Source organism: Streptomyces sp. NPDC007189 (genome assembly GCF_040703635.1).
Taxonomy (GTDB): Bacteria; Actinomycetota; Actinomycetes; order Streptomycetales; family Streptomycetaceae; genus Streptomyces.
On the sequence record NZ_JBEYEY010000002.1, the window covers coordinates 318,054 to 331,433 of the forward strand.

The 13,380-nt window shown below is 73.6% G+C and carries 9 protein-coding genes and 1 pseudogene; 5 read left to right on the forward strand and 5 right to left on the reverse strand.

Annotated features, from left to right (window positions below):
- Positions 1-69 precede the first annotated feature (69 nt).
- Positions 70-1,497 (reverse strand): MFS transporter, encoded by a 1,428-nt coding sequence (locus tag AB0950_RS04565; protein ID WP_360570909.1) that lies wholly within the window; start codon positions 1,495-1,497, stop codon positions 70-72.
- Positions 1,498-1,598: 101 nt separating this feature from the next.
- On the opposite strand from AB0950_RS04565, the gene AB0950_RS04570 reads away from it, so the two are divergent.
- The 3 genes and pseudogenes from AB0950_RS04570 to AB0950_RS04580 all read left to right on the forward strand — a co-directional run bounded on the left by AB0950_RS04570 (position 1,599) and on the right by AB0950_RS04580 (position 3,394).
- A complete protein-coding gene (locus AB0950_RS04570; RefSeq protein WP_366777780.1) occupies positions 1,599-2,498 on the forward strand; it encodes a helix-turn-helix transcriptional regulator in 900 nt (299 codons plus the stop codon).
- Between the two features lie 66 nt (positions 2,499-2,564).
- Positions 2,565-2,759 (forward strand): annotated as a pseudogene (locus AB0950_RS04575) (maleylpyruvate isomerase N-terminal domain-containing protein); the annotation flags it as partial.
- A complete protein-coding gene (locus AB0950_RS04580) occupies positions 2,684-3,394 on the forward strand; it encodes a maleylpyruvate isomerase N-terminal domain-containing protein (RefSeq protein WP_366777927.1) in 711 nt (236 codons plus the stop codon). The pseudogene AB0950_RS04575 and the gene AB0950_RS04580, both read left to right, overlap by 76 nt.
- Here the strand turns inward: AB0950_RS04580 and AB0950_RS04585 are convergent.
- Positions 3,294-4,745: an MFS transporter gene (locus AB0950_RS04585; protein WP_360144231.1), complete on the reverse strand. Its 1,452-nt coding sequence runs from the start codon at positions 4,743-4,745 to the stop codon at positions 3,294-3,296. The genes AB0950_RS04580 and AB0950_RS04585 overlap by 101 nt on opposite strands.
- Positions 4,746-4,944: 199 nt before the next feature.
- On the opposite strand from AB0950_RS04585, the gene dusB reads away from it, so the two are divergent.
- Positions 4,945-6,075, forward strand: coding sequence for a tRNA dihydrouridine synthase DusB (gene dusB / locus AB0950_RS04590; RefSeq protein ID WP_360570915.1), 1,131 nt, complete (start codon positions 4,945-4,947; stop codon positions 6,073-6,075).
- Between the two features lie 45 nt (positions 6,076-6,120).
- Here the strand turns inward: dusB and AB0950_RS04595 are convergent, their stop codons facing one another.
- The 3 genes from AB0950_RS04595 to AB0950_RS04605 all read right to left on the reverse strand — a co-directional run bounded on the left by AB0950_RS04595 (position 6,121) and on the right by AB0950_RS04605 (position 11,936).
- Complete coding sequence (locus AB0950_RS04595) at positions 6,121-7,902, reverse strand: CDP-alcohol phosphatidyltransferase (RefSeq protein WP_366777781.1); 1,782 nt, start codon at positions 7,900-7,902, stop codon at positions 6,121-6,123.
- 111 nt (positions 7,903-8,013) lie between these two features.
- A complete protein-coding gene (locus tag AB0950_RS04600; protein WP_366777783.1) occupies positions 8,014-9,951 on the reverse strand; it encodes a glycogen debranching N-terminal domain-containing protein in 1,938 nt (645 codons plus the stop codon).
- On the reverse strand, positions 9,948-11,936 hold the full coding sequence (locus tag AB0950_RS04605) for a hypothetical protein (protein WP_366777784.1): 1,989 nt from the start codon (positions 11,934-11,936) through the stop codon (positions 9,948-9,950). The genes AB0950_RS04600 and AB0950_RS04605 overlap by 4 nt, the downstream gene beginning before the upstream one ends.
- A 130-nt stretch (positions 11,937-12,066) precedes the next feature.
- Here AB0950_RS04605 and AB0950_RS04610 point away from each other — a divergent pair, with 130 nt between their 5' ends.
- A complete protein-coding gene (locus tag AB0950_RS04610) occupies positions 12,067-13,287 on the forward strand; it encodes an ROK family protein (RefSeq protein ID WP_366777785.1) in 1,221 nt (406 codons plus the stop codon).
- Positions 13,288-13,380 lie beyond the last annotated feature (93 nt).

Below are 13,380 nucleotides of genomic sequence, written 5' to 3' on the forward strand. Positions count from 1 at the left end.
CATCAACAGGGGGAGCTTCACGCGGACTTGTCCGAGCCGTGGCCGGGAGCCGGCCGCCCGGCCCCCGGCTCAGCCGATCTCGCGCGGCAGCCGCAGGCTGAGCAGCCCGGTCAGCACCACCCCGGCCAACTGCACCAGCAGCGCCGTGACCAGCGCGTTCCGCATGCCCATGCGCGGCACCAGGGTGAGGAACAGCGTGCCCAGCGTGGCCACGCCGAGCGCGAGCGCCGACTGCTGGGTGGTGACCATCACACCGCTGCCCACGCCGGCCCGCGCGGGCGGCACCTCGGACATCACGATCCGGAAGACGTTGGGCAGTTGGAGCGCCTGCCCGGCGCCGGCCACGGCGGCGCCCGGCAGCAGCGAGCCGAAGTCCAGGTGCGGCCAGTCCCGCCACGCCGCCAGCACGATCAGCAGCACGCCCACGCCCTGCACCACCGAACCGGCGGTCACGACCCGGGTGCCGTAACGGCCGATCAGCCGCGGCCCGGCGAGGGACACGAAGAGGAACGTCACGGCCATCGGCGCGAGCGCCAGCCCGGCCGGCACCGGACCGAGCCCGGCGCCCTGCTGCAGCGCCAGCGCGATGACGAACATGAACCCGCTGAAGCCGATGGAGAACGGCAGCATCAGCACCAGACCGCGCCGCAGCGAGGCCAGCGCCAGCAGGCTCGGCGGCACCAGCGGGGTCCGGCCCGCCCGGTCGGCCCGCCGCTCCACGGCCCAGAACGCCCCCGCCGCGAACGGGAACGCGGCCAGCGACAGCCAGGTCCACAGCGGCCAGCCCGCGGCCCGGCCCTCGGTGAGCGGGGCGAGCAGCGTCAGCAGGGACACCGCGAGCAGGACCGTGCCGGGCACGTCGACGGGCTCGGGGTGCTGCGAGCGGGTCTCCGGCACCGCCCGCACGGCGAGGACCAGCCCCACCGCGACCACCGGCACGTTGACCAGGAACACCGACCGCCAGCCGGTCCCGGCGACGTCGGCGGCGACGAGCACCCCGCCGAGTATCTGCCCGGCGACCATGGACAGTCCGGCGGTCGCGCCGTACAGGCTCATGGCCTTGGCGCGGCGCGTGCCGCGGGTGGTGGCCTGGATGGTGGCGAGGACCTGCGGCAGCATCGCCGCGGCCGAGGCGCCCTGGGCGACCCGCGCCGCGACCAGGCTCCAGGCGCCGGGCGCCAGCCCGCAGGCCAGCGAGGTCAGGCCGAACGCGGCCATCCCGCCGAGGAACAGCCGGCGCCGTCCGAACAGGTCGCCGAGCCGCCCGCCGAGCACCAGCAGCACGGCGTACGCGACGCCGTACCCGGCCACGACCAGCTCCAGCACGGCCTCGCCCGCGGCCAGATCGGTGCCGATGGTCGGCAGGGCGACGTTGACGATGAAGAAATCGACCAGCGGCAGCGCCGCCGCCAGCAGTACGGTGAACAGCCCGAGCCCGCCGAGTGCGGGCGGCGCGGCCGTCGTACGGACGGCCCGGGTGGTGACGGTTTCACTCATGTCCCCGAGCCTGCGCCACCGCCCAGAGGGGTACCAGAGTGTCCTCATCCTGGTACAAGAACTACCTGGCAACAGGATGGCCGACAGGGCACCCTGGAACCATGACGACCATGGTCACGGACCGGACGAGCGCCCCGCAGCCGGCGAGCCGGGGCTCGGAGATCCGGCGGCACGAGCTGGCCGCGTTCCTGCGCAGCCGGCGTGAGCGCATCACCCCGGAGCAGGTGGGCCTGCCGCGCGGCGCCCGCCGCCGTACCCCCGGACTGCGCCGGGAGGAGGTCGCCCAGCTCTCCGCGGTCGGCGTGACCTGGTACACCTGGCTCGAACAGGCCCGCGACATCCAGGTCTCCGTGCAGGTGCTGGACGCTCTCGCCCGTACCCTGATGCTGGACGCCAGCGAACGCGCCCACCTGTTCCAGCTCGCCGGCGCCACCGACCCGACGCCCGCCGCGAGTTGCCCCAGCGTGACCCCGGCCCTGCGCGCGCTGCTGCGCCAGCTGGAGCCGGTCCCGGCCTGCGTCCAGAACAGCCGGTACGACATCCTCGCCTACAACCGCACCTACGGCCGCCTCCTGTGCGACCTGGACGCGATACCGGCGGAGGACCGCAACTGCATGCTCCTCGTCTACACGAACAAGGACTGGCAGTCATCGGTCGTCTCCCTGGAGGAGACCCAGCGCCTGATGGCCGCCCGGCTGCGCGCGTCCCTGGCCGGCCACCTCGGCGAGCCGGCCTGGAAGATGCTCCTGAAGCGGCTGGAGACGGAGTCCCCCAACTTCCGCGAGCACTGGGAGCGTTACGAGGTCGTCGGCACCCGCTCCAAGACCAAGGAGTTCCTCAACGCGCACGTGGGCCACCTGAAGGTGGAACACACCGACCTGTGGCTCGGCCCGGAACACGGCGCCCGCATGGTCACGTACACCCCGGCCGACGAGGAGACCCGCGAGCGCCTGGAGCGCCTGCACGCCCTCGCACTCGCCGACGCCACCGCCACGGTCTGACGCGCCTGGCCGCGCAGGCCGGGAAAACCGCTGTCCGGCAGGCGGAGTGCGGTGACAGACAGCGGAGTGGAAGAGACTCTGGAGTTCCCCGCCCTGCTGCGGCTCCTCGACGAGCGGTCGGCCGCCTTCCGTGCCGCGGTCGCCTCCGCGCCCGGCCTCGACGCGCCGGTGCCGACCTGCCCCGCGTGGACGCTGGCCGATCTGGCGCGGCACCTGGGCGAGGGGTGCCGCTCGTGGGCCGCCACGATCGCCGCGGGCCCGCGCCGCCTCGGCCAGGTCCGCACCGGACGACGCAGCGGTTGCTGGACGCGTTGCGGGAGGCCGGCCCGGGCCGCGGGTGCTGGACGTGGTGGGGCACCTGGCAGTCGCCGCGGACCTGCGGCGCCGTCGCCCGGCACCAGCTCCAGGAGATCGCCGTGCACACCTACGACGCGCAGCTCACCGCGGGCGCGCCGCAGCCGCTGCCGGACGAGGTGGCGCTCGACGGTGTCGAGGACTTCCTGTTCACCTGCTGCGCCACGACGGCCGCCTGGCCGCACCGGCCGGCCGTCGTCGACTACCACGCCACCGAGGCCGCTCCTGGCGCACCTGGCTGTCCGCCGACGGCGCACGGGCCGCCCGCCTGCCCGGCGAGGCCCCGGACGCGGCCGACGCCTCCGCCCGGGGCGCGGCCGCCTGCCGCTGGACTCGCTGAAGCTCGACGGCGACTGCCGGCTCTTCTAGCTGCTCCAGGCCTGGGAGCCGGAGGGGTAGGGCGCGGCACGGTGATCCGGCCGGGAGCACGGGCGGTACGGCCTAGCCGCGCCCGGACGCTCCCACCGGCTGGCGGATCTCCGCCGCCTGGAGCTTCTCGGCCGTGCGCTCCGCCGTACGGTGGGCCCAGGGGCCGCTGGTGAGCAGGCCGAGGACGAGGACGGCCAGGCCGCAGGCGGTGAGGATCCACCAGCCGGGGCGGGCCGCCGAGACGAAGGTGCCGCGGAAGGCGGAGGCGTGGATGCCGGAGGCCAGCACCGCGCCGATCACCGCGACGCCGAGCGTCTGGCCCAGCTGCCGGCTCGTGGAGGCGACCGCGGCGGCGACGCCGGCCTGGGCGCGCGGCATCCCGGAGACGGCGGTGTTGGTGATCGGCGCGTTCACGAAGCCGAAGCCGATGCCGAACAGGACGTAGCCGACGAGCAGGGTGGCGTTCGACGTCTCCGCCTCGAAGGCCGCGAACAGGGCGCCGCTCGCCGTCATCGCCGTACCGGCGATCAGGAGGGGCACACGGGGGCCGCGGCTGCCCACCAGGCGGCCGGACAGGGGCGCGCACAGGAAGGTCGGCGCGGCCATCGGCAGCATCCACAGACCCGCGTGCAGGGCGTCGAGGCCACGGACGTTCTGCAGGTAGAGCGTGGACAGGAACAGGAAGCCGCCCAGCGCCGCGAACGCGCTGATCGCTATCACCGTGGCGCCGCTGAACGGAGCCGAGTGGAAGAAGCGCAGGTCGATGAGGGGTTCCTCGCGCCGCGGCTCGTACCAGAGCAGGCCGAGCAGGGCCACGAAGGCGATCGCCGCGTAGGGGGCCACCGCGGCCGGGCCGGAGTCCGGCGCCTCGATGATCGCGTACGTCAGCGAGCCGAACAGGGCGATGACCAGGATCTGGCCGACGGGGTCGGGCCTGCGGGCCTTGGGCGCGCGGGACTCGGGGACGAAGCGGAGGGTGAGCAGCAGCGCCGCGAGGCCCACCGGGAGGTTGATCCAGAAGATCGCGCGCCAGCTCACCGACTGCACCAGCAGGCCGCCGACCAGCGGTCCCGCCGCCATGGAGATGCCGACGACCGCGCCCCAGACGCCGATCGCGCGGGCCCGCTCCCGGGCGTCGGTGAAGGTGTTGGTGATGATCGACATGGCGACCGGGTTGAGCATCGAGCCGCCGACCGCCTGCACCATGCGGAAGACCACCAGCAGGGACAGGTTCGGCGCGAGCGAGCACAGCAGCGAGCCGACGGAGAAGACCACCAGGCCGGACATGAAGACCCGCTTGCGGCCGATGCGGTCGGCCGTCGACCCCGCCAGCATCAGCAGTGAGGCGAGGACCAGGGTGTAGGCGTCGATCGTCCACTGCAGGCCTGAGGTGCTTGCGTGCAGATCGCGCTGCAGGGACGGCAGCGCCACGTTCAGCACGGTGTTGTCCAGGCTCACGATCAGCAGGCTCATGCAGCAGATCGCGAGCACCAGCAGACGGCGGCGAGGGCTCAACTCGGGCATGACGACAATCGTACGCGCAACTCGATAGTGCGTCTAACTAATAGTGTGCCTAAATGGTGTGGCGTACACGATGATCGCCGCGCCGCTCCCGCCCGGTCCGGCCGCTCAGCCGCAGTGGCCTGCCGGGCCGGTGGTGCGGTGAGGGACAATGGGTGCTTGCCCTGTGTCCCGTGTCGTAGATCCGTCCCGGAGCCCTGTGATGACCCAGCCCCTGACCATCGGCCCGCACGCCGTGACGCCGCCCGTCGTGCTCGCACCCATGGCGGGCATCACCAACGCGCCTTTCCGCACCCTCTGCCGTGACTTCAGCGGCGGCAAGGGCCTGTTCGTCAGCGAGATGATCACCACGCGGGCGCTGGTCGAGCGCAACGAGAAGACCATGCAGCTGATCAGGTTCGACGCGAGCGAGAAGCCCCGCTCGATCCAGCTGTACGGCGTCGATCCGGCGACCGTCGGCAAGGCCGTCCGCATGATCGCCGAGGAGGACCTGGCCGACCACATCGACCTGAACTTCGGCTGCCCGGTCCCGAAGGTGACCCGCAAGGGCGGCGGCTCGGCGCTGCCGTACAAGCGGAACCTGCTGCGGGCGATCCTGCGGGAGGCGGTCTCCGGTGCCGGTGACCTGCCGGTGACCATGAAGATGCGCAAGGGCATCGACGACGACCACCTCACCTACCTCGACGCCGGCCGCATCGCCGTCGAGGAGGGCGTCACGGCGATCGCCCTGCACGGCCGTACGGCCGCCCAGCACTACGGCGGCACCGCCGACTGGGACGCCATCGCCCGGCTCAAGGAGCACGTGCCGGAGATCCCCGTGCTCGGCAACGGCGACATCTGGTCGGCCGAGGACGCGCTGCGGATGGTGCGCGAGACCGGCTGCGACGGCGTGGTCGTGGGGCGCGGCTGCCTGGGGCGGCCGTGGCTGTTCGCGGACCTGGTGGCGGCGTTCGAGGGGCGGACCTCCTTCGCGCGGCCGACGCTGCGGGAGGTGGCCGACGTCATGGTCCGGCACGCGACCCTGCTCGGGGAGTGGAGCGGCGACGAGACCAAGGGCGTGGTCGACTTCCGCAAGCACGTCGCCTGGTACCTGAAGGGCTTCGCGGTCGGCTCCGAGATGCGCAAGCGGCTGGCGATCACGTCGTCGCTGGAGGAGCTGCGGGCCGGGCTGGACGAGCTGGACCTCGACCAGCCGTGGCCGGCCGGCGCGGACGGGCCGCGCGGCCGCACGTCCGGCAACAACCGGGTGGTGCTGCCGGACGGGTGGCTGAAGGACCCGTACGACTGCGCGGGCGTGACCGAGGACGCGGAGCTGGACACGTCGGGCGGGTGACCGTCCCGGGGGCTCCGCCCCGGACCCCCGATCGGCGGGCTGCTGTCAGCCCTTCTTCGGGTGCGGGGTCGACCCGTACGCCGTCAGGAAGCGGTCGCGGAACGCGCTCATCTTCCACACCGGGGCGTTGTGGGCGGGGCGCAGCCCGTCCGTCCAGCCCCAGCCGGCGATCTTGTCGAGGACCTTCGGGTCCTTGGCGACGATCGACACCGGCACGTCACGGCTGGCGTGGTTGCCGCTGACCCGGGCGATGGGCTGGTGGTCGCCGAGGAAGACCAGCACGGTGTCCTTGCTGCCGTAGCGCGTCAGCCACTCGGTCAGCGCGGTCACCGAGTACTGGACCGACTTGCCGTACTCCTGGCGGGACTTGGTGGTGTCGGCGATGACGTCGGCCGGCTTGTTGCCCGCCGCCTGGATGCCCTTGAAGACCGAGCCGTCGCCCAGCTGGTCCCAGCCGACCATCTTCGGGATCGGCGCCCACGGCTGATGGCTGGAGGTGAGGATGAGCAGCGACATCCGCGCCTTGCCGCCGGCGGGCTTCTTGCTGTGGACCCGCTCCTGGTACTGCTGCAGGGCGTACTGGTCGGGCATCGTCGACCAGCTGAACTTCGGTCCCTTGTAGCCGAGTTCGAAGGCGTTGTAGACCTTGTCCAGGCCGTACCACTTCTGCTCCGGCCACGCCTTCTGCACGCCCGGCATGACCCCGACCGTGTCGAAGGCGCCGGTCTTCTTGAACGCCTCGGTCAGGCTGAGGTGGTCGCTGGCCATGACCGTGCGGTAGCGCTGCTGGTTGCTGATCCACAGGCCCGACATGGTGGTGGAGTGGCCGAGCCAGCTGCTGCCGCCGTAGGTCGCCGAGGTCAGCCAGCCGCTCTTGGCGTGGAAGCCTGCCTTGGCCAGGGCCTTGGTGCGGGCGTCGAGGGTCGCGTCGACGCCGGGCGCCATGATCGGGTCCTCGATCGCGCTGCGGCCGTAGCTCTCGATGAACGTGAAGATCATGTCCTTGCCGCGCAGATCCGGGACCAGCTGGCTGCCCGGGGTGTTGCCGAAGGCGTCGACCTTGGCGACCTTCTGGAACTCCGCCTCGTCCTTGAGCGTGGCCGACACCAGACGGGCCTGCGCCTTCAGCGCGGTGGCGGTGCTGTCGGCGGCGAGCGGCACGCCGGACATCTGCAGGCCGAGGGAGGAGCAGGTGATCCAGACGACGCCGGCGACCAGCGTGCCCCGGGTCGCGATGCCGGTGTGCCGGGCGAGCAGGTTGCTCAGCCGCACCATGGACAGCGCCAGCAGCAGGAAGAGGAGCAGCACCGCGGCGATCACACCGGCCACGGCGGCCAGGGTCTCCGTACGGCCGAGCGAGTCCTCCAGATACGACTCCGCGTCGCCGAACAGGCTCCAGTCCAGTACGACGTTGAAGCCGCGGCCGAGGTACTGCTTGAACCCCATGTCGAGCGCGTTCAGCACGGTCATCACGCCCAGCGCGACCCCGGACACGGCCGCCAGCACCACCCGCGGCCGGCGCGGCAGCGCGATCAGCACGGCCGCGCCGATCACGGCCTCCGCCGGAATCCGCACGAACTGCCGGGGCTCCAGCCGGACCACGGTGTTCGGCATCACCAGCGCGGCGATCACCAGGGCGGCGGCCAGCACGGTGACGGAGACGGACAGGCCCTGAGCCGCCGCGGGGTGCTCCTCGCGCCAGCGCCGGGCACGGTCCTTGACCGCGGCCCAGGGGCGCGGCACGGAGCGGGGGCCGGGTATCGGGGGTGCGGACTGCTCCGGCTCCGCCTCTTCGGCTTCCGCTGCGGCTGGTTCGCGCGTGCTCATGTCCTGGGACAACCCGGCGTCCTTCCCTACGTGACCCGATCCGCAGTCCCGTACGGCGGCTCCCGGTCCCCTGTTCAGGGCACTGAGCAAACACCGGGCAAATACAGCGCGCTACACCCCGCCCATCGCCGTCAGCAGGGCGAGCGGCACCGCCGCCGACCGGGACTCCCGCACACACGCGTGCGGATACGGCACCGGCTCCGGATGCGTGTCCCTGCCGTACCCGGCCAGCGCCTCCGGCAACCGGTGCCCGGCCGCCGTCGCCGCGTCCACCAGCGCGTGCGCCACCGTCCGGGCCTCGTCGTGCAGCCCGTACCGCGCGAGACCCAGCGTGATCAGCGCGTTGTCGTGCGGCCACACGGAACCGCGGTGACAGGACAGCGGATGGTACGCCGACTGCCCCGCGGCCAGCGTCCGCACGCCCCACCCGGAGAAGAAGTCCGGCTCCAGCAGCCGCCGGCCCACGACCTCGCCGTACTCCTTGTCCAGCAGCCCGGACCACAGCAGGTGCCCGGCGTCGGACGCCAGCGCGTCGATCTGGCGGCCCTCGCCGTCCAGCGCGAGCGCCGGGAAGGAGTGTTCCCGCATCCAGAAGTCCCGCTGGAACCGGTCCCTCAGATCGGCGGCGGCCTGTTCCAGCAGGGCGCCGTACGTCTCGTCGCCCCACACGGTCCGTGCCAGCCACGCCGTGCGGCGCAGCGCGTCGTACGCGTAGCCCTGGGCGCCCGCCGCCATCACCGCGCCGGTGGGCCGGGTGCCGTCGGCGCAGCAGATCGCGCCGGGGGAGTCCTTCCAGTTCTGGTTGGCGAGGCCGCCCTCGTCGGCGCGGTAGACGAGGTAGCCGCGCGAGGTCAGGCCGCCGTGGTCCAGCATCCAGCCGACGGCGGCCCGCGCGTGCGGCTGGAGCCGCAGGGCCGGCCCGGTGTCCCCGGTCTGTTCGGCGTACGCGCCGAGCAGCACGAGGAACAGGGGGGTGGCGTCGACCGAGCCGTAGTACCGCCCGAACGGCACCTGGCCGAAGTGCGCCAGTTCGCCGTGCCGCACCTCGTGCACGATCTTGCCGGGCTGGGCGAGCGGGGAGGGGCCGGCGCCGGTGGCCTGGCTCGCGGCGAGCGCGGGGAGCGTGGCGGCGGCCAGTTCCGGCCGGTACGGCAGCGCGAACAGGGAGGTGAGCAGGGCGTCGCGGGCGAGCAGGGTGAGGAACCAGGGCGCGCCGCCGGCCGGGACCCGCAGCTCCTCGCCGTCCGGGCCGGTGGCCGGGACCTGGAGCGCGGCGAGGTCGGCGAGGCCCCGCGCGCAGGCCGCGGCCAGCTCCGGCCGGCCGGTGGGGAAGGCCACGCCCTCCATGAACTCCCCCTCCAGCGCGAGGAGTTGCTCGTGCACGGCGGCCGGGTCGCGCGGCACCCGCACGGCCCGCCGCTCGCCGTGTGGACGGGCGATCACGCGCAGCAGCAGTTCGGTGGTGCCGTGCGGCGGCAGTTCCAGGGCCCACACCAGCCGGCGGGCGCCGGTGCCGGTCTCCTCCACGGCGTCGGGGGCGGGGTCCGCGGTGATCGTCGTACAGGACCGCCACTCGGCGCGCCGGTAGGTGAACTCGATGCCGTCGTCGAGGACTTCGCGGGAGCGTACGGCGCCGGGCTTGGCGTAGGTGCGGTGGTCGCAGCGGAGTTCGAACTGGTCGGTGAAGTCGGCGTCGACGGTGAGGGCGAGGCGGACGGTGGTGGGCACCGGGCGGTTGCTGGTCACCCGCACGGACTCCACGAACGAGCCGTCGCCGACCGCCTGCCGGCGGAACAGGGTGTGCGCCGGAGGCTCCTGCCGGCCGCCGCGCGGGACCAGGACGCAGCAGGGCGCGTCACCGTCGGTGACCGGAGCGAGGACCTCGGGGACGGCGCCGTCGACGGTGAGCTGCCAGCGGCTGAGGTGCCGGGCGTCCCGTACGAAGAACCCGTCCGGGGAGCCGCTGCCGCGGACCCCGCTGATGTCGCCCCGGTCGCCCACGGCGGCGAACGTCGCTCCGTGCACGAGCAGATGGTGCCGGTCCGTCATCGCCGGTTCCCTCCTTCGTCACTCCTGTCGAACGTGCCGGTGACCGCCTCGGACACGCCCTCGCTGGCGCCCTTGAGAAGGTCTTGGTGCAGCTCGTGATGCAGGTCGAGGGCGAGCGCCGCGGTCCAGCCGAAGCCGGTCGCGCCGCAGGCCTCGCCGGTGTACGGGTCGACGTACTCCGCGAAGCCGGTGGCCTCGGCGAGCTGCAGCACGGCCGCGCGCAGCGCGTCGGCCCGCGCCCGCTCGCCGTGCACCCGCAGGCCCCGCTCCAGCAGCCAGCTGATGTTGAACCAGGCCGGCCCGCGCCAGTACCGGTGCGGGTCGAAGGCCTCGCCGAGCAGGTCGTAGCTGGGCACCAGCCGGGTGCGGTCACCGAGCCCGAAGTGCGGCCCGCACAGGGTGCGGACCAGCGCGGCGACGATCTCACGCGGCAGCCCGGGCAGGAGCAGCGGCACCAGCCCGGAGACCCCTCGCTCGGGAATCAGACGGGAGTCCGGGCCGGACAACCCTGGCCGGCCGCCCGGTCCGGACGCCGTGGGTTGGCCGCTCGTGCCGGAGGCCGTCGGTTGGTCGCTCGGGCCGGACGCCCAGCGTTGGTCGATCGTGCCGGAGGCTGTCGGTTGGTCGCTCGGGCCGGACGCCCTCGGTCGGTCGCTCGGGTCGGACGCCCCCGGTCGGTCGCTTTGGCCGGAGGCCCCGGGTCGGTCGCTCGGGCCGGGCACCCTGGGTCGGTCGCTCGGGTCGGACGTCCGGGGTCGGTCGCTCGGGTCGGACGCCCTGGGTTGGTCGCTTGGGTCGGACGCCCTGGGGTGGTCGATCGTGCCGGAGGCTGTCGGTTGGTCGCTCGGGTCGGACGCCCTCGGTCGGTCGCTCGGGTCGGACGGCCTCGGTCGGTCGCTCGGGCTGGACGCTCCGGGTCGGTGGCTCGGGCCGGACGCCACAGGTCGGTCGCTCGGACCGGACCCCCTCTGCCGGCCGCCCGAGCCGGACACTCCCCGCTGGCCGCCCGGGTTGCCCCGCCCGTCCGCGCGTAGGTCCCGGCATCGGAACATGCCGGCCGCCGGGTCCCACAGCCGGTGCACCAGGGCCGTCGTCAGCCGGTCGGCGCGGGCGCGGCGGGCGGCGCCGGACGCGCCGAGTTCCTCGGCGATCCGGGCCAGCGCCTGTTCGGAGGCGATGAGCAGGGCGTTGAACGCCGGGTCCTCCACGGCGAACTCACCGCCGCCGTCGGCGTACCCGGCGTCCCGGTAGTCGGCGGCCAGCCGTACGTACCGCCCGTAGTCCAGATCCGTCGGCCGGTCCTCGGGCGCGCCGTGGTCGAGGTCGGCGCGGCGGAAGGAGCGGGCCGGGGCCGGGGTGATCCGGGCGAGCGGGGCGTCCCAGCAGGGGCTGTTGTCCATGCCCTGCTCCCAGGGGTGGATCACGGACACCAGCCCGCCGCCGCCCAGGTCCCGGCGGTGCAGCAGATAGCGGTGCCAGGCGGCCAGCCGCGGGTACACCCGGGCCAGGAAGCCGCGGGCGCGCGACAGTTCGGGGTCGGCGCGGTGCACCAGCCAGGCCGCGAGCGCGTGGACGGGTGGCTGCACGATCCCGGACGTCTGTACGGTGCGCGGGGCGCCCGCCGCGCGACCGGCGGTGGAGGAGCGCCAGAAGTCGGGGCTGGGGAAGTAGGCGTCGAGCGGTACGGAGGGGTTGAAGACGATGTGCGGTACACGCCCGTCGGCCCACTGGGCGGCCAGCAGCGTCTCCAGCTCCATCTGCGCCCGCCGCGGCGAGAGGCGCCGCAGGCCGATCGCGATGAACGCCGAGTCCCAGGACCACTGGTGCGGATACAGGTTCAGGGAGGGGACGGTCGAGCAGCCCGTCCAGTTGGCGTCCAGCACGCGGGCCGCCTTGAGGTGCAGGGAGGCGGTGGCGGGCGGCGGGGGATCACAGGAGGTCCCGTACGGCGCGGGACGGACGGTGAGCTGCGTGCTGCGATCCACTCGGGGCTCCCCGAAGACGAAGACGCCCGGCCGGACGACCGGGTTTGGCGGTAACCGTCGTAGAGTTACGTCTATTTAACACGCAAAACTCAATATGTAATGCAGGCTTGGGAAACACAAGGGGGTGCACATGACCGGACGTCCGGGAAGAGCGGGGAAGAGCGGCGGTCCGGCCGGCGCCGGAGAACTCCTCGAACTGGTCCGCAGCGGGCGGGCGGTGACACGCGGTGCGCTCCAGCAGGCGACCGGACTGTCCCGGGCGACCGTCGGCCAGCGCCTGGACCGGCTGTTCCGGGCGGGCTGGCTGCGCGAGGGCGCCGGCGGCCCGGTCGACTCGCCGCTCGGCGGCCGCCCCTCCATCACCCTGGAGTTCGACGACTCCCACGCCGTCGTCCTCGCCGCCGACCTGGACACCCGGCACGCCCGCGCGGCCGTGCTGTCCCTGACCGGCGAGATCCTCGCCGAGCACTCGGGGACACTGGTGATCGGGGACGGCCCCGAGGTCGTCCTGCCCGAACTGGGCCGCTGGTTCGGCGAGTTGCTGGAGAAGACCGGGAACCCGGCGGCGGACGTCTGCGGCATCGGTCTCGCCGTGCCCGGCCCGGTGGACACCCGGACCGGCCGGGTGGTGCAGCCGCCGATGATGCCGGGCTGGGACGGCTACGACATCACGGGCCGCCTCTGCCGCGCCTTCACCGAGCACACCGGCGCCCCGGCCGTCCCCGTCCTGGTCGACAACGACGCCAACCTCATGGCGTACGGCGAACAGCGCGCCGGCCACCCCGACTGCGCGGCCTTCGTCCTGGTCAAGGTGTCCACCGGCATCGGCGCCGGGGTGGTCGTGGACGGCTCGGTCTACCGGGGGATCGACGGCGGCGCCGGCGACATCGGGCACATCCGGGTGGGCGCGGACGCGCTGTGCCGGTGCGGTGCGCAGGGCTGTCTCGCCGCCGTCGCGAGCGGGGGCGCCGTGGCCCGGCGGCTGGCGGAGAGCGGGGTGCCGGCCGCCTCCGGCGCGGACGTGCGGGACCTGCTGGCGGCCGGGCATCCGCAGGCGGCGGCGCTGGCCCGGGAGGCCGGGCGCCGGGTCGGCGACGTCCTGGCGACGGTGGTGACCCTGCTGAACCCGGGGGTGCTGATGATCGCGGGCGACCTGGCCGGGACGCCCTTCCTCACCGGCGTGCGGGAAATCCTCTACCAGCGGGCACTGCCGCGCTCGACGGCCCACCTGGACGTCGTGACCTCCCGGCTGGGGGAGCGGGCGGCGCTCATCGGAGCGGGGGCGCTGGTGGTGGAACACCTCTACGCGCCGGAGCGGGCCGAGGAGCGGCTGCGGGCGCTGGGCCTCTGACGCGGCGTGTGACATGGGGGTTTCCGGGTACTGGGCAGCGGTCCGCATGGTGAAATCCGGCGGGCTGTGGCAGCGTGATTCTCGCCACCCTTG

Bases quoted from the DNA above. Each gene is read 5' to 3' on its own strand.
- dusB (WP_360570915.1), top strand. From the start codon at position 4,945: ATGACCCAGCCCCTGACCATCGGCCCGCACGCCGTGACGCCGCCCGTC.
- AB0950_RS04610 (WP_366777785.1), top strand. From the start codon at position 12,067: ATGACCGGACGTCCGGGAAGAGCGGGGAAGAGCGGCGGTCCGGCCGGC.
- AB0950_RS04565 (WP_360570909.1), bottom strand. From the start codon at position 1,497: ATGAGTGAAACCGTCACCACCCGGGCCGTCCGTACGACGGCCGCGCCG.
- AB0950_RS04595 (WP_366777781.1), bottom strand. From the start codon at position 7,902: ATGAGCACGCGCGAACCAGCCGCAGCGGAAGCCGAAGAGGCGGAGCCG.
- AB0950_RS04600 (WP_366777783.1), bottom strand. From the start codon at position 9,951: ATGACGGACCGGCACCATCTGCTCGTGCACGGAGCGACGTTCGCCGCC.
- AB0950_RS04585 (WP_360144231.1), bottom strand. From the start codon at position 4,745: ATGCCCGAGTTGAGCCCTCGCCGCCGTCTGCTGGTGCTCGCGATCTGC.
- AB0950_RS04570 (WP_366777780.1), top strand. From the start codon at position 1,599: ATGACGACCATGGTCACGGACCGGACGAGCGCCCCGCAGCCGGCGAGC.